Source organism: Micrococcus luteus (assembly GCF_022664405.1).
Taxonomy (GTDB): domain Bacteria; phylum Actinomycetota; class Actinomycetes; order Actinomycetales; family Micrococcaceae; genus Micrococcus; species Micrococcus luteus.
Map to the genome: position 1 here is coordinate 68,161 of NZ_JAKRLB010000010.1, position 18,532 is coordinate 86,692.

Annotated in this window: 20 protein-coding genes; 9 read left to right on the forward strand and 11 right to left on the reverse strand. The window is 73.5% G+C overall.

Annotation, left to right across the window (positions count from 1 at the left end; all coding sequences use genetic code 11):
• The first annotated feature begins 24 nt into the window (after nt 1-24).
• Both MF605_RS06210 and MF605_RS06215 read left to right on the forward strand, forming a co-directional pair.
• The gene (locus MF605_RS06210; RefSeq protein ID WP_134415719.1) at nt 25-792 is read left to right on the forward strand and encodes a DUF1003 domain-containing protein; all 768 of its coding nucleotides are present in this window, start codon (nt 25-27) and stop codon (nt 790-792) included.
• Nucleotides 789-1,937 (forward strand): Mrp/NBP35 family ATP-binding protein, encoded by a 1,149-nt coding sequence (locus tag MF605_RS06215; RefSeq protein WP_134415717.1) that lies wholly within the window; start codon nt 789-791, stop codon nt 1,935-1,937. The genes MF605_RS06210 and MF605_RS06215 overlap by 4 nt, the downstream gene beginning before the upstream one ends.
• A gap of 48 nt (nt 1,938-1,985) precedes the next feature.
• Here MF605_RS06215 and MF605_RS06220 read toward each other — a convergent pair whose 3' ends face one another.
• Nucleotides 1,986-2,594 carry a twin-arginine translocase TatA/TatE family subunit gene (locus tag MF605_RS06220; RefSeq protein WP_036316486.1) on the reverse strand — a complete coding sequence of 203 codons (609 nt, stop codon included), beginning with the start codon at nt 2,592-2,594 and terminating at the stop codon, nt 1,986-1,988.
• 60 nt (nt 2,595-2,654) lie between these two features.
• Nucleotides 2,655-3,527, reverse strand: a complete 873-nt coding sequence (locus MF605_RS06225; RefSeq protein ID WP_134415715.1) for an anti-sigma factor — start codon at nt 3,525-3,527, stop codon at nt 2,655-2,657.
• A gap of 196 nt (nt 3,528-3,723) precedes the next feature.
• Between MF605_RS06225 and MF605_RS06230 the strand changes: the two genes are divergently transcribed.
• Nucleotides 3,724-4,374, forward strand: a complete 651-nt coding sequence (locus tag MF605_RS06230; RefSeq protein ID WP_036339203.1) for an O-methyltransferase — start codon at nt 3,724-3,726, stop codon at nt 4,372-4,374.
• 22 nt (nt 4,375-4,396) lie between these two features.
• On the opposite strand, the gene MF605_RS06235 is transcribed toward MF605_RS06230, so the two are convergent.
• The 3 genes from MF605_RS06235 to MF605_RS06245 form a co-directional block, all read right to left on the reverse strand.
• Nucleotides 4,397-4,567 (reverse strand): DUF3117 domain-containing protein, encoded by a 171-nt coding sequence (locus tag MF605_RS06235; RefSeq protein WP_002855133.1) that lies wholly within the window; start codon nt 4,565-4,567, stop codon nt 4,397-4,399.
• Nucleotides 4,568-4,747: 180 nt separating this feature from the next.
• The gene (locus tag MF605_RS06240) at nt 4,748-5,092 is read right to left on the reverse strand and encodes a cell division protein DivIVA (RefSeq protein ID WP_134415713.1); all 345 of its coding nucleotides are present in this window, start codon (nt 5,090-5,092) and stop codon (nt 4,748-4,750) included.
• Nucleotides 5,089-5,892, reverse strand: a complete 804-nt coding sequence (locus MF605_RS06245; protein WP_134415711.1) for an LOG family protein — start codon at nt 5,890-5,892, stop codon at nt 5,089-5,091. Before MF605_RS06245 ends, MF605_RS06240 begins: the two co-directional genes overlap by 4 nt.
• A 178-nt stretch (nt 5,893-6,070) precedes the next feature.
• Here MF605_RS06245 and MF605_RS06250 point away from each other — a divergent pair, with 178 nt between their 5' ends.
• The 4 genes from MF605_RS06250 (at nt 6,071) to MF605_RS06265 (ending at nt 9,415) form a co-directional block, all read left to right on the forward strand.
• Nucleotides 6,071-6,805, forward strand: a complete 735-nt coding sequence (locus MF605_RS06250; RefSeq protein WP_129866787.1) for an amino acid ABC transporter ATP-binding protein — start codon at nt 6,071-6,073, stop codon at nt 6,803-6,805.
• Nucleotides 6,806-6,851: 46 nt separating this feature from the next.
• On the forward strand, nt 6,852-7,745 hold the full coding sequence (locus tag MF605_RS06255) for a glutamate ABC transporter substrate-binding protein (RefSeq protein ID WP_134415709.1): 894 nt from the start codon (nt 6,852-6,854) through the stop codon (nt 7,743-7,745).
• A gap of 105 nt (nt 7,746-7,850) precedes the next feature.
• Nucleotides 7,851-8,531, forward strand: a complete 681-nt coding sequence (locus tag MF605_RS06260) for an amino acid ABC transporter permease (protein WP_036316476.1) — start codon at nt 7,851-7,853, stop codon at nt 8,529-8,531.
• Nucleotides 8,528-9,415, forward strand: coding sequence for an amino acid ABC transporter permease (locus MF605_RS06265; RefSeq protein WP_061867039.1), 888 nt, complete (start codon nt 8,528-8,530; stop codon nt 9,413-9,415). The genes MF605_RS06260 and MF605_RS06265 overlap by 4 nt, the downstream gene beginning before the upstream one ends.
• A gap of 91 nt (nt 9,416-9,506) precedes the next feature.
• On the opposite strand, the gene dapE is transcribed toward MF605_RS06265, so the two are convergent.
• On the reverse strand, nt 9,507-10,643 hold the full coding sequence (dapE, locus tag MF605_RS06270; protein ID WP_134415707.1) for a succinyl-diaminopimelate desuccinylase: 1,137 nt from the start codon (nt 10,641-10,643) through the stop codon (nt 9,507-9,509).
• Nucleotides 10,644-10,712: 69 nt separating this feature from the next.
• Here dapE and dapD point away from each other — a divergent pair, with 69 nt between their 5' ends.
• On the forward strand, nt 10,713-11,678 hold the full coding sequence (gene dapD / locus MF605_RS06275) for a 2,3,4,5-tetrahydropyridine-2,6-dicarboxylate N-succinyltransferase (RefSeq protein WP_063190246.1): 966 nt from the start codon (nt 10,713-10,715) through the stop codon (nt 11,676-11,678).
• Between the two features lie 259 nt (nt 11,679-11,937).
• Nucleotides 11,938-12,945, forward strand: a complete 1,008-nt coding sequence (locus MF605_RS06280) for a DUF559 domain-containing protein (protein ID WP_134415706.1) — start codon at nt 11,938-11,940, stop codon at nt 12,943-12,945.
• Nucleotides 12,946-13,041: 96 nt separating this feature from the next.
• Here the strand turns inward: MF605_RS06280 and MF605_RS06285 are convergent, their stop codons facing one another.
• The 5 genes from MF605_RS06285 to typA form a co-directional block, all read right to left on the reverse strand.
• Nucleotides 13,042-14,328, reverse strand: a complete 1,287-nt coding sequence (locus MF605_RS06285; RefSeq protein ID WP_081339279.1) for a citrate synthase — start codon at nt 14,326-14,328, stop codon at nt 13,042-13,044.
• 148 nt (nt 14,329-14,476) lie between these two features.
• The gene (gene dapC / locus MF605_RS06290) at nt 14,477-15,628 is read right to left on the reverse strand and encodes a succinyldiaminopimelate transaminase (protein ID WP_036382669.1); all 1,152 of its coding nucleotides are present in this window, start codon (nt 15,626-15,628) and stop codon (nt 14,477-14,479) included.
• A 5-nt stretch (nt 15,629-15,633) separates the two neighbouring features.
• Complete coding sequence (gene fdxA, locus MF605_RS06295; protein ID WP_002855160.1) at nt 15,634-15,960, reverse strand: ferredoxin; 327 nt, start codon at nt 15,958-15,960, stop codon at nt 15,634-15,636.
• A complete protein-coding gene (locus MF605_RS06300) occupies nt 15,957-16,523 on the reverse strand; it encodes a hypothetical protein (RefSeq protein ID WP_036382667.1) in 567 nt (188 codons plus the stop codon). Before MF605_RS06300 ends, fdxA begins: the two co-directional genes overlap by 4 nt.
• Nucleotides 16,516-18,426, reverse strand: coding sequence for a translational GTPase TypA (gene typA, locus MF605_RS06305; protein WP_002855163.1), 1,911 nt, complete (start codon nt 18,424-18,426; stop codon nt 16,516-16,518). Before typA ends, MF605_RS06300 begins: the two co-directional genes overlap by 8 nt.
• Nucleotides 18,427-18,532 lie beyond the last annotated feature (106 nt).

Consider the following 18,532-nt stretch of genomic DNA (forward strand, 5'->3'; position numbering starts at 1 on the left):
CCGCACGACACCGGAGGTGTGAGCATGACCCAGACCGCGCGATACCTGCGCCCGGGCCGCGGCACCGGCCTGGACACCCCGCTGAGCGCCAGCGGGCGCCGCGTGCCCCGGCTGGCCCCGAACCCGGACGCCTTCGGCGAGGCCACCGAGGGCATCGCCCGCTTCATGGGCACCCCGCAGTTCCTCGTCTGGATGACGCTGTTCTGCGCCGCCTGGCTGGGCTGGAACACGTTCGGCCCGATGGAGTGGCGGTTCGACTCCGCCGAGCTCGGCTTCACCGCGCTCACGCTCATGCTCTCCCTCCAGGCGTCCTACGCCGCACCCCTGCTCCTGCTGGCGCAGAACCGCCAGGACGACCGGGACAAGGTCGCGCTGCGCGAGGACCGTGACCGCGCCGAGCGCAACCTCGCCGACACCGAGTTCCTCACCCGCGAGATCGCCGGTCTGCGGCTGGCCGTCCAGGAGGTCGCCACGCGCGACTTCGTGCGCGGCGAGCTGCGCGGCGTCCAGGACGACCTCAGGGACGACCTCCGCGAGGCGCTGCGCGCCGAGCTCCGGGAGGAGATCCGGGAGGAGCTGCGCGCCGGCCTCCCGGGCGCCGAGGCCCAGCCCCGCAAGAACAAGAAGACCAAGGGCCGCGGCCGGGATGCGCGGCGCGGCGACGCCGGCGCCGAGCCCACGACCACCACGCTCGCCACCCTCGCGGCGCAGGAGGCCCGCGAGGCCGGGGGGTCCGGTCCGGTGACCGGCCCCGCCGGCGGTGCGGGCCCGGTGGACGGGGGCGGCCGATGAGCGCCCTGGGCCTGCCCGTGCCCGAGGTCCGCACCGACCTCGAGCGCCGGGTGCTGGAGCGGCTCGCCACGGTCCAGGACCCCGAGATCCGCCGCCCGATCACCGACCTCGGCATGGTGGAGTCGGTCGTGGAGACCGCCCCGGGCGTCGTCGAGGTCGCGGTGCTGCTCACGATCGCCGCGTGCCCCCTGCGCGGGACGATCCAGACGGACGTGGCCGCCGCCGTCGCCGACGTGCCCGGCTGCGGGTCCGTGGACGTGCGCGTCGGGGTCATGGAGCCCGAGCGCCGCCTGGCGCTGCAGGACGCCCTGCGCGCGGCCCGGCCGACGAACCCGTTCGGGAAGGACACGCTCACGCGCGTCCTCGCGGTGGCCTCGGGCAAGGGCGGCGTGGGCAAGTCCTCGGTCACGGCCAACCTCGCGGTCGCGCTCGCCGCGCGCGGGCTCGCCGTCGGCCTGATCGACGCGGACGTGCACGGCTACTCCATCCCCGGGCTCCTGGGCGTGACTGGCACCCCGACGAAGCTGGACCGGATGATCCTGCCCCCCGTGGTGCGGGACGTGAAGGTCATCTCGATCGGCATGTTCCTCGACGCGGACCGGCCGGTGGCCTGGCGCGGGCCGATGCTGCACCGCGCGCTCGAGCAGTTCGTCACGGATGTGCACTGGGGCGACCTGGACGTCCTGCTCGTGGACCTGCCCCCGGGCACCGGGGACATCGCGATCTCGACGGCGCAGCTGCTGCCCGCCTCGGAGCTGCTCGTGGTGACCACGCCGCAGCACGCCGCCGCGCAGGTGGCCGCGCGCGCCGGTCAGCTGGCGGAGCAGACGGGCCAGACCGTGGCCGGCGTCGTGGAGAACATGGGGCCGATGACCCTGCCAGACGGCACCGTCCTGGATGTGTTCGGGACCGGCGGCGGCGCCGAGGTGGCGGAGCGGCTGTCCGGGGTGCTGGACACGCAGGTGCCGCTGCTGGGCACCGTTCCCCTGGACCCGGCGCTGCGCGCGGGCGGCGACGCCGGCGAACCCGTGGTGGTGTCCGCGCCGGAGAGCCCCGCGGGCCGGGCGCTGACGCAGATCGCGCAGCGGGTGGCCGTGCGACCGCGCGGGCTGGCCGGGCGACCCCTGCCGTTCACCCCTCGCTGACCTCGGGTGCCGGCGCCCCGGCCGGGGCACCCGACGCGCGCGACGGCGTCAGGTCGCGTCGACGTCGAAGGGGGCGGGCGCCAGCCCGAGCAGCTCGAGGGGGTCCGGTTCGGTCTCGACGGCGGCAGGACGCTCCTCTGCGAGGGCCTCGGCGCGGCCGGAGGCCATCAGGGCTGCGGCGGCACCGCCCACGGCGGCCGCCCCCGCGGCGGGCGCGGTGGACCGAGTCTGTGCGGCGGCGACGGACTCCGCGGCGGCGGTGCTGCCGCCCCCGGCGGGGCGGCGGAAGAGCGTCCGCGGATCCATGTCCGCCAGGTCCTGGTGGGTGAGGCCGCCGTGCACGTCCTCGGCGCTGATGCCCGTCGCCTGCGCCGCCCGGGACGCGGGCGTGGACGAGCCGTCGGCGGGCTCGCGGAGCGCGTCGCGGATGATGCGGCGCGGGTCGTACTGGCGGGGGTCGTACTTGCGCCAGTCCACCTCGTCGAAGTCCGTGCCGGTCTCCTCCTTGAACTGCGCCTTGGCACCCTCGGCCTTGTCGCGCATGACGCGCAGCCAGTCGGTGAAGGCGCGCGTGTACTCGGGGAGCTTCTCCGGCCCGAGGATGACGATCGCGAGCACCGCCAAGATGATGAACTCGCTGCCGTTGATACCTAACACCCTCCGAACTCTACTAGAGCGGCACCGCCCCACAGCCCGGAGCCGCGGGGGCGGGGCGGCTCAGCCGCGGGGGCGCGGCACGGCGTCCGCGATGCGTTCGAGGCCTCGCTCCAGGCGCTCCTCGACGGCGTCTCCGCCGCCCAGCTCGAGCACCCGTGCCCGCTCGGAGACCAGCAGGTGGGTGAGGACCGCGTCCGCGCGCTCGTCCGGCAGGGTGGCCTCCACGCGGTAGGCGGCCTGCGGCGTGGTCAGCTCGGCCGTCCAGCCGTCCTCGCCCCCCGCCGGGACGATCCGGTAGACGCCGCCGCCGGCCAGTCGACGCTCCTGCGCCCCCGTGCTCAAGGGCGCGGTCGAGGCACAGCCCTCCGGGGCGGCTCCCACGATCCGGGGTCGGCACTCGCGGACGGTCACGGTCGGCTCGTCCCGACCCCAGCCGACGACGACCTCCACGTCCTCGGCCGTCTGGGCGGTGTCGACGGTGAGCGGCTCCAGGCCGGCCCCCACGAGGGAGGGCACCGTCCAGCCCTGACCCCGCAGCTCCGCGACGGTGCCGCGCCGGTCCGTCGACGCGGTCCCGGCTGCCGGCAGGGCGACGGTGTCCGTCGGGGTCGGGGCCGTGCGCACGGCCGCGGTGCGGGGCGCGCCGGCCACCCAGACCGCGGTGAACAGCCCGCCGAGCAGGACGACGAAGGTGAGCAGCCCCACCACAAGGCGGCCGGAGACGCCGCGGGCGCGCAGCACCGGGGCGACGACGGCGCCGGCCGGACGCTGGTGCACCGTGCGGGCGGCGTCGAGCACGCGGGCCCGGGCCTGGACGGTGGCGCGGCACTCGGGGCAGCGGTCCAGGTGGCGGGCGATGCGCGCCCGGGACGCGGCGGGGAGGGAGCCCTCGAGGTAGGCGTCCATGTGGCGCTGGGTGTGTCGACGTCCCATGCGGCCACCTCCTCGGTCCTCGCGTCCTCGGTCCGGCGAACGGCCTCCCGCACGGCGGGAGCCGGTTCGTGCCGTGTCCCATCATCGGCCCGCCTCCTGGGAGAACACTGGGTCGCGGCCGCGTGCCGGCCCGTACACTGGCCCGCGTCGCCCGTGCCGCGGGCGAGGTCCCGCCGTCGTCGTCCCGGAGTCACCCATGAGCGCCCTGCAGCCCCAGCCCACCGACAAGCACGCGTCCTGGGCCTGGTCGGAGAGCCGGGCCACCGAAGACGACGTCGTCCTGCGCGCCCGCGAGCGCGCCGCCGAGCTGGAGGTGCCGCCGGTGAGTGAGGGGACGGCGGCCCTGTTGACGGTGCTGGCGGCCACGCGTGCCCCCGCGGCGGTCGTGGAGGTGGGCACGGGCGCCGGCGTCTCGGGTCTCGCCCTGATGCGCGGTCTGCCCGAGCGCACGGTCCTCACCACCGTGGACCCGGACGCGGAGGCACAGCGCGCGGCCCGCGAGGCGTTCTCGGAGGCCCGCCTGCCCACGAGCCGCACCCGCATGATCACGGGGCGCTCCCGGCTCGTCCTCCCCCGGCTCACGAGCGGCGCCTATGAGATGGTCCTGGTGGACGGGGACCCGGCCGCACGTCAGTTCGACGTCGAGCAGGCCGCGCGCATGCTCGCCCCCGGCGGCGTGCTCGTGGTGGTGGACGCCCTCGACGGCGACCGCGTTCCCCGGCCCGCCGTGCGCGACGAGTCCACCGTGTCCGCCCGGGCGGTGGACCGCCTCATCCGGGAGGACGAGCACTGGCTGTCCGCCGTCGTCCCCTCCGGCACGGGCGTGCTGATCGCGGTGCGCCGCTGATCCGCGTCGAAGGGGTCCGGGCTCAGGCCTGGATGACGCCCTCGAGGCACTCCTTGAGCTCGCGGGCCTCGTCCGCGTTGATCTCCAGCACGAGACGGCCGCCGCCGTCGATCGGCACGCGCATGATCAGGCTGCGCCCCTCCTTGGTCACTTCCATGGGACCGTCCCCGGTGCGGGGCTTCATGGCGGCCATTGCGACTTCCCTTCTGGATGATGTTCCCGTCACGGCGTCCGGCGACCGCGGGAGCGGGCACTGTCCGGACGCCTCCGGCGCCCCCGCACGCGAGCGTGCGCGAGGCCGGTCACATCACCATTATCGCGGATTCCGCGTGCTCGCGCCAAACGATGGCCTGCACCGAGCCCGGCCCGCGACTCAGGCACGCCCCGCCGGATCGCTCCGGGACGGGTCGGCGGCCTCGAGCTCGGCCACCCGGGCCCGCAGGGCGGTCACCTCGTCCTCGCGCTGCGCCAGGGCGTCCCGCAGCCGCAGCAGGACGGCGTCCACCTGGTCCCGCTGGTAGCCGGGCACCGCGACGGCCAACCGCAGCAGGTCGACATCCGCCGCGCGTGGCCGCTCCGGCAGCAGGACGGGGTGCCCGGGCGTCTGTCCGGCCGGGTCGTCGGCCCGGAGCGTGAGCCGGCCCGTGAGGGCGGTGGCCAGGGCCGCCAGCACGACGACGAGCACGGCCACCAGGACGGTCCACTGCGGTCCGCTCACGCGTCGGCCCTCCCCGCCGAGCGGAGCACGCACGCGACGGCCTCCTCGGCCGTGTCCACGAGGTGGAACAGGTCCGGGTCCTCGGGCGAGATCATGCCGCGCTCCACGAGCGTGCCGCGGATCCAGTCCACGAGCGGGCCCCAGAAGCCGCGGTCCACGAGGACCACGGGGAAGCGGGTGACGGTGCCGGTCTGCACGAGGGTGAGGGCCTCGAAGAGCTCGTCCAGGGTGCCGAGGCCGCCGGGCAGCACGATGAACCCCTGCGCGTACTTGAGGAACATGACCTTGCGGACGAAGAAGTAGCGGAAGTCCACGCCCACGTGCACCCAGGGGTTCAGGCCGGTCTCGAACGGCAGCTCGATGCCCAGGCCCACGGACTCTCCACCGGCCTCGTGGGCGCCCCGGTTGGCGGCCTCCATGGTGCCGGGCCCCCCGCCGGTGATGACCGTGTACCCGGCCTGGGCCAAGCGGCTCCCGACCTCGTGCGCCAGGGCGTACTCGACGCTGCCCTCGGGCGTGCGCGCCGAGCCGAACACGGAGACCGCGGGTCCCAGACCCGCGAGGGTGCCGAAGCCCTCGACGAACTCCGCCTGGATGCGCAGGACACGCCAGGCCTCGGACGTCGTCGAGGCGACGTCGGCGGTGGGGCGCGCGGCGTCGCCGGGCCGTCGGCCGTCGAGGAGGAGCTGGTCGAACGTGGGGGTGTCCGTCGCGTCCCCGCGCAGGACCTGCCCGCCGCGGCGGACGCGCTGGGGCGCGGCGGCGACGTCGCCGCCCGAGGGGTGCTCATGTGGGGCCATGGCGCCAGCCTAACGAGCCGGCGGGCCGCCAGGGCCGGCGTCGCACGGCGCACCGCGCCGGGTGTGGCGTGCGCTATATTCCACTGGCATGACGCAGATCACGCCTGAGCAGCCCCACGGCGCCCACCTCCTCGACGAGGCCGGCACGCGGCGCCGTCGCGGTGCCGCAGGCGACGACCTGATCGTCCTCGAGGGCGTGAACAAGCACTTCGGCGACTTCCACGCCCTCCGACAGATCGACCTGCGGATCCCGCGCGGCCAGGTGGCGATCGTCCTCGGCCCGTCGGGCTCCGGCAAGTCGACCCTGTGCCGCACGATCAACCGGCTCGAGACCATCGACGACGACGGCGGCCGCATCCTGATCGACGGGCGGCCGCTCCCCAGCGAGGGCCGGCAGCTCGCCCAACTGCGCGCCGAGATCGGCATGGTCTTCCAGTCGTTCAACCTCTTCGCACACAAGTCGATCCTGGAGAACGTCACCCTCGGGCCCATCAAGGTGAAGGGCAAGCGCCGGGCAGACGCCGAGCGGCACGCGATGGAGCTGCTCGAGCGCGTGGGCGTGGCCGCCCAGGCCAGGAAGATGCCGGCCCAGCTCTCCGGCGGGCAGCAGCAGCGCGTGGCCATCGCCCGTGCCCTGGCGATGGAGCCGAAGGCCCTGCTCTTCGACGAGCCGACCTCCGCCCTCGATCCCGAGATGGTGCAGGAGGTCCTCGACGTCATGGTCCAGCTCGCCGAGGGGGGCATGACCATGGTCGTGGTCACCCATGAGATGGGCTTCGCCCGCAAGGCCGGGGACCGCGTGGTCTTCATGGCCGACGGCGCCATCCTCGAGGACACCGACCCCGACACCTTCTTCACGAACCCCCGGCACGAGCGCGCCCAGGACTTCCTGGGCAAGATCCTCGCGCACTGACCCCGTCCCCCGTCGCCCCCACCGCACCGAACCAGAGGAGAGCACCATGCTCCGCACGAAGCTCCTGACCCTGTCCGCCGTCACCGCCGCGGCCGCCCTGTCCCTCACCGCCTGCGCCCCCTCCTCGTCGCAGGGCGGCGGTGGCGACGCCGCCGGCTCGTCTTCGGCCGGCGAGTCGACGTCGTCCGGCTCCGGCGAGCGCCTGCGCATCGGCATCAAGTTCGACCAGCCGGGCCTGGGCTACCGCGAGGGCTCGGCCCAGCCCACCGGCTTCGACACGGACGTGGCCCGCTACGTGGCGGACAAGCTCGGCGTGGCCGAGAAGGACATCGAGTGGGTCCAGACCCCGTCCGCGAACCGGGAGAACGCCCTGGAGAACGGCGAGGTCGACATGATCTTCGCGACGTACTCCATCACGGACGCCCGCAAGGAGCGCGTCGACTTCGCGGGCCCGTACTTCGTGGCCGGCCAGGACCTGCTGGTCCGCGCGGACGACACCGCGATCACCGGCCCCGAGTCCCTCGACGGGAAGAACCTCTGCTCCGTCACCGGCTCCACCTCGGCCCAGAAGATCAAGGACCAGTTCGCCTCCGGCGTGAACCTGGTGGAGCAGGGCGGCTACGCCGAATGCGTGACCTACCTCGAGTCCGGCCAGGTGGACGCCGTGACCACGGACGACATCATCCTCGCGGGCCTGGCCGCCGCCGACGCCAACAAGGGCAAGTTCAAGGTCGTCGGCAACACCTTCACCACGGAGCGCTACGGCGTCGGCCTGCCGAAGGACTCGGAGCGCTGCGAGGACATCAACGAGGCGATCAAGGAGATGAAGGACTCCGGCGAGTGGAAGAAGGCCCTCGAGTCCAACACCGAGGGCACGGGCTACACCTACGACGAGACGCTGAACTCCGGCGAGGACGCTGAGTTCGAGCCCTGCGCCTGACGGCCTCCTGCGCCGGGTGGGCCGAGGGCGTGACCTGAACCGTCACCCTCGGCCCGCCCGGCGGCTCCCCTGCCCGTCAGCCCTGTCCCGACCCTCGGAGAAGACATGGAATCGATCTCCTCGCTCCTCGCGGACTACGGCGCGGACATCCCGCTCGCGTTCTGGACGAACATCAGGCTCGCGTTCCTCGCGACCCTCGGCTCGTTCGCCCTCGGCGTGGTGCTCGCCCTGTTCCGCATCTCGCCCGTCCCCTCGCTGCGCGCCCTCGGCACCGGCTACGTCAACGTGGTCCGCAACACCCCGCTGACGATCATCATGCTGCTCGGCGTGCTCGCCGTCTGGGGGCAGCTGAAGGTCAGCTTCTCGTCCGACTTCACGCTGAACTTCTTCATCTACGCCGTGATCGCGCTCTCGCTCTACCACGCGGCGTTCATGTGCGAGGCGATCCGCTCCGGCGTCAACACCGTCCCGCTCGGGCAGGCCGAGGCCGCCCGCTCCATCGGCCTGGGCTTCCTGCCCGCGGCCCGCCACGTGATCCTGCCCCAGGCGCTGCGCGGGGCCATCACCCCGCTCGGCAACACCGTGATCGCGCTGACCAAGAACACCACCGTCGCCGCCGCGGCGTCGGTGGCGGAGGCCTCGGGCCTGATGAAGCGCATGATCGAGTTCAGCCCGGACGTGATGGTGGCGATCTTCCTGACCTTCGCGATCGGCTTCTGCCTGATCGTCATCCCCATCGGCCTGCTGACCACGTGGGCCTCGGAGAAGTGGGCGGTGGCCCGATGAGTGCCCAGGCCTCCGTCCTCTTCGACGCCCCGGGTCCGATCGCCCGCCGGCGGATCCTCCTCGCCAACCTCGTCTCCCTCGCCGCGGTGTTGGTCGTGGCGGTGCTCGTGCTGATCCAGATGAACGCCACCGGCCAGCTCTCCGGCCGCCGCTGGCTGGCCGCCGTCGACGGCGACGCGTGGCGGAACTACTACCTGCCGGGCCTGCAGTTCACCCTGCAGTCCGCGGGCATCGCCGTGGTCACCTCCGTGGTGTTCGGCCTGGTGTTCGGCTTCCTGCGGCTGGCCCCGTTCGGCCCGATGCGCTGGCTGGCCGCCGTCGTCGTCGAGTTCTTCCGGGCCGTGCCGGTGCTCGTGATGATGGTGTTCTTCTACCAGCTGTTCGCGCAGGTCGCGCGCACCGGGGCGATCCAGCCCCAGGACGGCCCGTACTACGCGGTGATCGCGGCGCTGACCCTGTACAACGGGTCCGTGATCGCGGAGCTGGTGCGCTCCGGGGTGCGCTCGCTGCCGCGCGGCCAGCGCGAGGCGGCCGCGGCGGTGGGCATGACGAGCATGCAGTCCCTGCGGCTCGTGGAGGTGCCCCAGGCCCTCATCGCCATGCTGCCCTCACTGCTGAGCCAGTTCGTGGTGATCCTCAAGGACTCGGCGCTGGGCTACCTCATCGGCTTCTTCGAACTCCTGCAGTACGCCCGCCAGCTCGGCTCCGGCAACGGCAACATCCTGCAGTCCCTCGTGGTGGCCGCGGTGATCTTCATCGTCATCAACTTCCTCCTCACCTGGGCGGCCACCCGGCTCTCGCGCCGGCTGTCGTCGCGGACGGCCGGCGACGCCAGCACCCCCACGACCCCGCTCGTCGGGGCGTCCACGGCCACGGCGGCCTGACCCGGCGGAGCCGCGGCGGGCCCGCGGGTCCGGCGGGTGGCGGCGGCCGACGGCCGGTGGCCGGTGGCCGGTGGCGGCCGACGTCGTCGGGTCAGCCGGCCAGCCAGGCCGCGAGCGCCGCGAGGCACGCGTGGACCGCCTCGCGGGGCACGTGCTCGTCGTCCGTGTGGGCCAGGAGGGCGTCGCCGGGGCCGAAGTTGACCGCGGGCACGCCCAGCTGCGAGAACCGCGCCACGTCCGTCCACCCGTACTTGGGCTGGGGCTCTCCCCCGACGGCGGCGACGAACGCGGCGGCGGCCGGCCGGTCCAGACCGGGGCGGGCGGCGGGCGAGGCGTCGTCGATCCGCACCTGGGCGTCCCAGTCCACGCCGGCCCCCTCCAGCACCGCGCGGACGTGCGCGTGGGCCTGCTCGAGGGTCTTGTCCGGAGCGAACCGGTAGTTCAGGTCCACGGACGCCTCGTCCGGGATGACGTTGCCCGCGACGCCGCCGGTCACGCGGATCGCGTGGAGCCCCTCGCGGTACTCCAGGCCCTCCACCGTGACCGTGGCCGGCTCGTACGCCGCCAGGGCGGTGAGCACGGGGGCCAGCTTGTGGATCGCGTTGTCGCCGCGCCAGGCGCGGCCCGAGTGCGCCGCGACACCGGGGAAGGTGACGCGGTACCGGCACGTGCCGTTGCAGCCGCCCTCCACGACGCCGTCGGTCGGCTCGAGCAGCACCGCGAAGTCGCCCTCCAGCAGCTCGGGGGCCTGGCGGGCCACGCGGGCGAGGCCCGAGAGGTCCGAGGAGACCTCCTCATGGTCGTAGAACACCCACGTGACGTCGTGCACGGGGGTCGGGCCGTCCGCGCGGCCGAAGCGGCCGGCCAGGGCCAGCTGCACGGCGACGCCGGACTTCATGTCCACGGCCCCGCGGCCGTACAGCACGTCCCCGTCCCACGCCGAGGGCACGGTCCCGCGCGAGCCCGGCACGGTGGGCAGGGGCACCGTGTCCAGGTGCCCGGCCAGGATCACGCGGGTCGGCCGCCCCAGAGCGGTGCGGGCGACGACGGCGTCGCCGAACCGCCGCACCTCGAGGCCGCCCAGGGCGCGCAGGGCCTGCTCGACGGTGTCGGCCAGCGGACCCTCCTCCCCTGAGACGGAGCGCACGTCCAGCAGGGTGGCGGTGAGCGCCGTGACGTCGAGGTCCGGATCGGCGAGGTCGGGCAGGGACACGGGGGTGAGACTCATGCGTCCAGTCTACGGACGCTCCTCCCACCGCCCCGCAGCGTGCCCCGGCCGCTCATTAGGCTGAGGCGCATGACCCAGACCGCTGCACAGCAGCCCTCCCCCCGTCTCGTCTCCGGCCACGGCCTGGCCACCACCGCCGCCGACGGCGCCGTCCTGGACGTGTGGTTCCCCGCCCCCGTGGCCGGTCCGCTCTCCGCTGCGGACGCCTCGCTGTGCGACACCCTGCGCGCCCTCGCCGCGGACGACGCGGACCGCGGAACCACCCAGGCCGTCGTCGAGCTGGAGGTCGACCTGGACGCCGCCCCGGCCTCCACCGCGGACGCGTGGCTGCGCCTGCACGCCCTCTCGCACCGCCTGGCGCGGCCGAACGAGCTCAACCTCGACGGCGTCTTCGGGCTGCTCACCAACGTGGTGTGGACGAACCACGGCCCCTGCGCGGTCGCCGACTTCGAGCTGACGCGGGCGAAGCTGCGTGCCCGCGGCGCCGTGCAGGTGTACGGCGTGGACAAGTTCCCGCGCATGACGGACTACGTCGTGCCCTCCGGGGTGCGCATCGGCGACGCTGACCGGGTGCGCCTGGGCGCCCACCTGGCCGAGGGGACGACCGTGATGCACGAGGGCTTCGTGAACTTCAACGCGGGCACCCTGGGGCACTCGATGGTGGAGGGCCGGATCTCGGCCGGCGTCGTGGTGGGCGACGGGTCGGACGTCGGAGGCGGCGCGTCCATCATGGGCACGCTCTCCGGCGGCGGCACCCAGCGGATCGTGATCGGCGAGCACGTGCTGCTCGGCGCGAACTCCGGCGTGGGCATCTCCGTCGGCGACGACTGCGTGGTCGAGGCCGGTCTGTACGTCACCGCGGGCACGCGCGTGAGCGTGCTGCAGGACGGCGAGGCGGCGCGGACCGTGAAGGCCGTCGACCTCTCCGGCGTGCCGAACCTGCTGTTCCGCCGCAACTCCACCACGGGCGGGGTCGAGGCCCTCCCCCGCGCCGGCCGGACCGTCGAACTGAACGCGGCGCTGCACGCGAACTGACCCGGCGCACTCGCCCCGCGGCTCTTCCCTCCCCTCCCCGCTCCCCGCCGCGTTGGGGGGGCGATTTCCGGTGGTATCCCGCCGGGATAACGCCCACTATCGCCCCCGGAACTCCCCGGCGGTCCGGGGGCGGGAAGACGACGACGGCGGCACGCGGCGCAGACCGTCGGCTCCTGCACAGCAGCGCCCGCCCCGCGCGTCGTCCCCGTGCCGCGGCCAGCGCGCCCCGGGCGCCCCGCCGGCGTCGTCCGATGGGTGCATGCCGCGCGTCGTGACTCCTCTGCCGCCCGACCAGCCCGCCGTCCTGTTGGCCACGGACCTGGCCCGACTGGGGCTGCCGCCCGACCGCGCCCGCCGGTCGGACCTGGAGCGGGTCGGACAGGGCTTCCACCGGCAGCGGGCACGCCCTGGCACGGGCTGGGCCGACCTGGGCCTGCCCGAGCCCGGGCACGGCTTCTCCCCTGATCACCTTGCCGCGCTTCTGCGCCGACACCCGGATGCCGTCCTCTCCCACGAGACCGCGGCCCACCTGCACGGCCTGCCGATGCCCGCGCGAGCCTGGCGGCGGCGCGACCCGGCGACGGGCGAGCTCGAGGCCGACCCGCCGGTGCACCTCACCGTGGCTCGGGGGACGCGACGCGTCCGGCGGGCCGGTCTGATGGACCACCGCAGGCCGCTGGCGCCCGAGTTCGTCACGCACGTGCACGGCCTGCGCGTCACCACGGTCGATCGCACCTGGCTGGACCTGTGCTCCCTGACGCCCCCGTGGACGTTCGAGGACCTCGTGGCCGCCGGCGACCACGCCGTCCGGCACCCGTGGACGCCCGCGGGCCGGACGGATCCGGCCACCACGATCGCCGCGCTGCGGTCCGCGCTGCGCGCGTCCGGACGCTTCCATGGCCGCCCGGCCGCCCGGGAGGCGCTGGACTCCGTTCGCGTCGGGGCGGACTCGCCGCCCGAGACCCGCCTGCGCCTCGCCCTCGTGGCCGGCGGGCTGCCGGAGCCGGAGCTGCAGGCCGCGCTCGAACCCGGGGACCCCTTCTCCCCCGTGGCCGACCTGGCCTACCGCCACGTGCGCCTGGCCCTGCAGTACGACGGTGCGGGGCACCGCACGCGGGAGCAGCAGGCGCGCGACGCCCGCCGGGACCGCTACGGCCAGGCGCGCGGCTGGACGACGCTCCGCGTCACCTGGGCGGATGGGCGCGAGGACTTCCGTGGCGTCGTCGCGGTGGTCCGACGCCGCCTCAGCCCCTCCGCCTCGACGTGAGCACGCTCCGGCGAACGCATTGGGGGCGGTTTCGGGTGGTATTCCGTCCGAATACCACCCGAAACCGCCCCCCAACGCAGGGTCAGCGCCCCCGGGTCAGCGCTGCGGGTACTGGCGCAGCTGCTCGCCCACGTAGATCTGGCGCGGGCGGCCGATCTTGGTGGCCGGGTCCTCCATGAGCTCGCGCCACTGGGCGATCCAGCCGGGCAGGCGGCCGAGGGCGAAGAGGACGGTGAACATCTTCTCCGGGAAGCCCATGGCCTTGTAGATCACGCCGGTGTAGAAGTCGACGTTCGGGTAGAGCTTGCGCTCCACGAAGTAGTCGTCGGCGAGGGCCTTCTCCTCGAGACGCTGGGCGATCTCCAGCAGCTCGTCGTTGCCGCCCATCTTGCCCAGGATGTCCTCGGCGGTCTTCTTGATGATCTTGGCCCGCGGGTCGTAGTTCTTGTACACGCGGTGGCCGAAGCCCATCAGGCGGACGCCGTCCTCCTTGTTCTTCACCTTCTCCATGAAGTCCTCGGGCGTGATGCCCTCCGACTTGATCTTCCGGAGCATGTTCAGCACGGCCTCGTTGGCGCCGCCGTGCAGTGGGCCGTAGAGGGCGTTGATGCCGGCGGACACCGAGGCGAACAGGTTGGCCTGGGTGGAGCCGACCAGGCGCACCGTGGAGGTGGAGGCGTTCTGCTCGTGGTCGGCGTGCAGCATGAGCAGCAGGTCGAGGGCCTTGACCACGTCCGGGTCGATGTCGTACTCCTCGGCCGGCACGCCGAAGCACAGGCGGAGGAAGTTCTCCACGTAGTTCAGTGAGTTGTGCGGGTACATGAACGGCTGGCCCAGCGACTTCTTGAACGCGTAGGAGGCCAGCACCGGCAGCTTGCCCAGCAGACGCACGGTGGAGATGTGGACCTGCTCCGGGTCGTGCGGGTCCAGGGAGTCCGGGTAGAACGTGGACAGCGCGGACACGGAGGAGGACAGCACCGGCATGGGGTGCGCATCCCGCGGGAAGCCGTTGAAGAACAGCTTGAGGTCCTCGTGCACCATGTTGTGGCGCAGGATGTTGGTCTCCCAGGCCTCCAGGGTCTCCTTGGACTCGGGCAGCTCGCCGTAGATCAGCAGGTAGGCCACCTCCATGAAGGAGGAGTGCTCGGCGAGGTCCTCGATGGCGTAGCCGCGGTAGCGCAGGATGCCCTGGTCGCCGTCGATGTACGTGACGGCCGACTTGGCGTTCGCCGTGTTCATGAAGCCCGGGTCGTAGGTGACGTCGCCGGTCTCCTTCAGGAGCGGGGCGATGTTGATGCCGTTGTTGCCCTCTGTGGCGTGCTCGACGCCCAGGTCCAGGCTCTGCTCGCCGACGGTCAGCCGGACGGACTCGTGATGGGTCACGGGTGTGCTCCCTCGTCTTCTCTTCTCGATGGCCCGGGTTCGCGCGCCGGCCTGGGCGCGCCCACACGGGGACGACTCTGCTCCAAACTATCAAGGACCGGCCCGGGGCGCGCGGTCGCTTCCCCCGACGACGGCCCTCGGCCCCGGCTCAGCCGGTCCGCGGCCCGCGGGCGGTGAGTCTCGCCGCGGCCCGGGCGACCGCCTCGTCCGTGGCGGTGATCGCGACGCGGACGTAGCCGTCGCCGCCGGCTCCGTAGAACACGCCGGGCCCGGCGATGATGCCCAGGTCCGCCAGTTCGCCCAGCAGGTCCCACGAGTCCTGCGCCGTGGCGTCGGCCGGGTCCAGGTCCGCCCGCCGGGCCCACAGGTACAGCCCCGCCTCGGAGTGGTCCACCGTGTGGCCGGAGGCCTCCAGCGCGGTGCGCAGCGCGTCCCGACGGCGGCGGTAGCGGTCCTTCTGCTCCGCGACGTGCGCGTCGTCGGCCAGGGCCACGGCCATCGCGTGCTGCACCGGGGCGGGCACGATCATGCCCGCGTGCTTGCGGGTGTTGACCAGGGTCGCCACGAGCTCCGGATCCCCCGCGGCGAACGCGGCGCGGTAGCCGGCGAGGTTGGACTGCTTGGACAGCGAGTAGACGCTCAGCAGGCCCGTCAGGTCGCCGCCGGAGACCTCGTCGGACAGGATGCAGGGCACGACGGCCCCGTCCCACGCGTCCCAGCCGAGCTCGGCGTAGCACTCGTCCCCGCACACCACGGCGCCCACGGCGCGGGCGGCGTCGACCGTGCGGCGCAGCGCCGCGGCGTCCAGCACGGCGCCGGTGGGGTTGGCCGGCGAGTTGGTCCACACGAGGCGCACCCGCTCACGCACCTCGGGCGCCAGCGCGTCGAGGTCGTCCGCGGCCACGGCCTCCGCCCCGGCCAGCAGCGCGCCCACCGCATAGGTGGGGTAGGCGGCCTCGGGGTGGACGACGACGTCGCCTGCACCCAGCCCGAGCAGCGTGGGCAGCCACGCGATGAACTCCTTGGACCCGACCGTGGGCACCACGGCCGCCGGGTCCAGCCCGGACACCCCGCGGCGCCGGGCGTACCAGTCGACGACCGCGCGGCGCAGGGCGTCCGTGCCGTGCGTCGTCGGGTAGCCGTGCGCGTCGGCGGCCTCGGTCAGGGCCCGGCGGATCAGCGCCGGCGTCGGATCCACCGGCGTTCCGATGGACAGGTCCGCGACGCCGTCCGGGTGGGCGGCGGCACGCTCACGGTAGGGGGTGAGCGTGTCCCACGGGTAGTCCGGCAGCGTCAGCATGGGGCTCAGGCGTCGGCGTTCTGCAGGGGCAGGGCGGAGATGATCGGGTGGTCCTTGGCGATCATGCCCAGCTTGGCGGCGCCGCCCGGGGAGCCCAGGTCGTCGAAGAACTCGACGTTGGCCTTGTAGTACTCGGCCCACTCGTCGGGGGTGTCGTCCTCGTAGTAGATGGCCTCGACGGGGCACACCGGCTCGCACGCACCGCAGTCGACGCACTCGTCCGGGTGGATGTAGAGCATGCGCTCACCCTCGTAGATGCAGTCCACGGGGCACTCGTCGATGCACGCCTTGTCCTTGACGTCCACACACGGCAACGCGATCACATAGGTCATGACTGACCGTCCACCTCTCTCTGGGCACGGGGTTGCGGGGCTGCGGTCCAGGGTACTCGCTCCCCCGGACGCGTTTCGCGGGCGGTCACAGTCGCCCGGCGGGGGCGCGTGGCACCGGCGGCGACCCCTGCGGGTCGGCGGTCCAGCCGCCGGCCCGCGGCCAGCAGGACCAGGCCGAGCGCCGGCTGACCGACGTTCCAGGCCACGGAGGCGACGACGGCGCCCGGCGCCGCCGCCCACAGGCCGGTCGTCCAGGACACCCCCAGGGCATCGTCCACCGGCAGGCGCTGCAGGGCCAGGACGGCGGTGAACGCGCCGGCGACGACCGCGGCCCCCGCCGGCAGGGCGCGCCCGCCGCGGTCCGCGCGTCGGACCATCCACCAGCGCTGCGTCGAGCCGACGAGCACGAGCGCCAGCACCGCACCCCAGGGCAGGGTCCAGCCGCCCGGCAGGGAGGCCAGGTTCAGATGCACGGCGGTGCCGAGCGCGCCGGCGACGACGCCGAGCAGCGTCCCGCCCACCACGTCGGCGGGCCGGGCGCGGCGGCGGGGGCGATCAGGCACGGGCGCGGGCGCGCGCGGCCTTCAGGCGCTCGTTGGCGTCCAGGACGACCTTGCGGATGCGGATGTCCTCGGGGGTGATCTCCACGCACTCGTCCTCGCGGGCGAACTCGAGGGACTCCTCCAGGGTGAGCCGGCGCGGGGGCGTCAGGCCCTCGAACGACTCGGAGGAGGCCGCACGCATGTTGGTGAGCTTCTTCTCCTTGGTGATGTTCACGTCCATGTCGTCAGCGCGCGAGTTCTCGCCCACGATCATGCCCTCGTACACCTCGGCGCCGGGCTGCACGAAGAAGGTGCCGCGCTCCTGCAGGTTGATCATGGCGAACGGCGTGGCGGAGCCCGCCCGGTCGGCCACGAGGGAGCCGTTGGTGCGGTACTCGATCTCACCGGTCCACGGCTCGTAGCCGGCCGCGTAGGAGGAGGCGATGCCCGCGCCGCGGGTCTCGGTGAGGAAGCGGGTGCGGAAGCCGATCAGGCCGCGGGCCGGGACCAGGAACTCCATGCGGATCCAGCCCGTGCCGTGGTTGGACATCTCCTGCATGCGGCCCTTGCGGGCGGCCATGAGCTGCGTGACCGCGCCCATGAACTCCTCGGGGATGTCGATGGTCATGCGCTCCATCGGCTCGTGGACCTTGCCGTCCACGGTCCGGGTGACCACCTGGGGCTTGCCCACGGTGAGCTCGAAGCCCTCGCGGCGCATCTGCTCGACGAGGATGGCCAGGGCGAGCTCGCCGCGGCCCTGCACCTCCCACGCATCCGGGCGCTCGGTGGGGAGCACCTTGAGCGAGACGTTGCCGATCAGCTCCTTGTCCAGGCGGTCCTTCACCTGGCGCGCTGTGACCTTGGCGCCCTTGACGCGGCCGGCCAGCGGGGAGGTGTTGATGCCCACGGTCATGGAGATGGCCGGGTCGTCCACCGTGATCAGCGGCAGCGGCTTCGGGTTCTCCGCGTCGGTGAGGGTCTCGCCGATCATGATGTCCTCGATGCCGGCGACGGCGACGATCTCGCCCGGGCCGGCCTCCTCCGCGGGCACGCGCTCGAGGCCCTTGGTGGCCAGCAGCTCGGTGATCTTCACGGTCTTCAGGGCGCCGTCCTGGCGGGCCCACGCGACCTGCTGGCCCTTGCGGAGGGTGCCGTTGAAGATGCGCAGCAGCGCGAGGCGGCCGAGGAACGGGGAGGCGTCCAGGTTGGTGACGTGCGCCTGGAGGACCTCGCCCTCGGTGTAGGACGGGGCCGGGATGTGCTCCATGATCACGTTGAAGAGGGCCTCGAGGTCCTCGGCCTCCGGCAGGGCGCCGTCGGCGGGCTGGGTCAGGGAGGCGCGGCCGGCCTTGCCCGAGGCGTAGACGACGGGGACGTCCAGCACCGAGTCGAGGTCCAGGTCCGGGTCCTCCTCGGCCAGGTCCGAGGCCAGGCCGAGCAGCAGGTCCATGGAGTCGGAGACGACCCCGTCGATGCGCGCGTCCGGGCGGTCCGTCTTGTTGACCACGAGGATCACGGGCAGCTTGGCCGCGAGGGCCTTGCGGAGCACGAAGCGGGTCTGGGGCAGCGGGCCCTCGGAGGAGTCCACGAGCAGCACGACGCCGTCCACCATGGACAGGCCGCGCTCCACCTCGCCGCCGAAGTCGGCGTGGCCGGGGGTGTCGATCACGTTGATGGTGACGGTCTCGCCCTCGGGGGCGGACGGGCCGGAGTAGAACACCGTGGTGTTCTTGGCGAGGATCGTGATCCCCTTCTCCTTCTCCAGGTCCCCGGAGTCCATGACCCGCTCGGCGACGTCGCCGTGCGTGTTGAAGGCACCGGTCTGGCGCAGCATGGCGTCCACCATCGTGGTCTTGCCATGGTCCACGTGGGCCACGATGGCCACGTTGCGCAGATCGGAGCGGCGGGTTTCGGTCGAGGTCATGGGCGTCCTGTCCGGTTTGACATCAAAGGGGTGGAGGCGCACGACGACGGCGGCCCCCGTGCGATTGTACGCGCAGGGGCCGCCGTGGACAGGTGGGCCGGTGGGC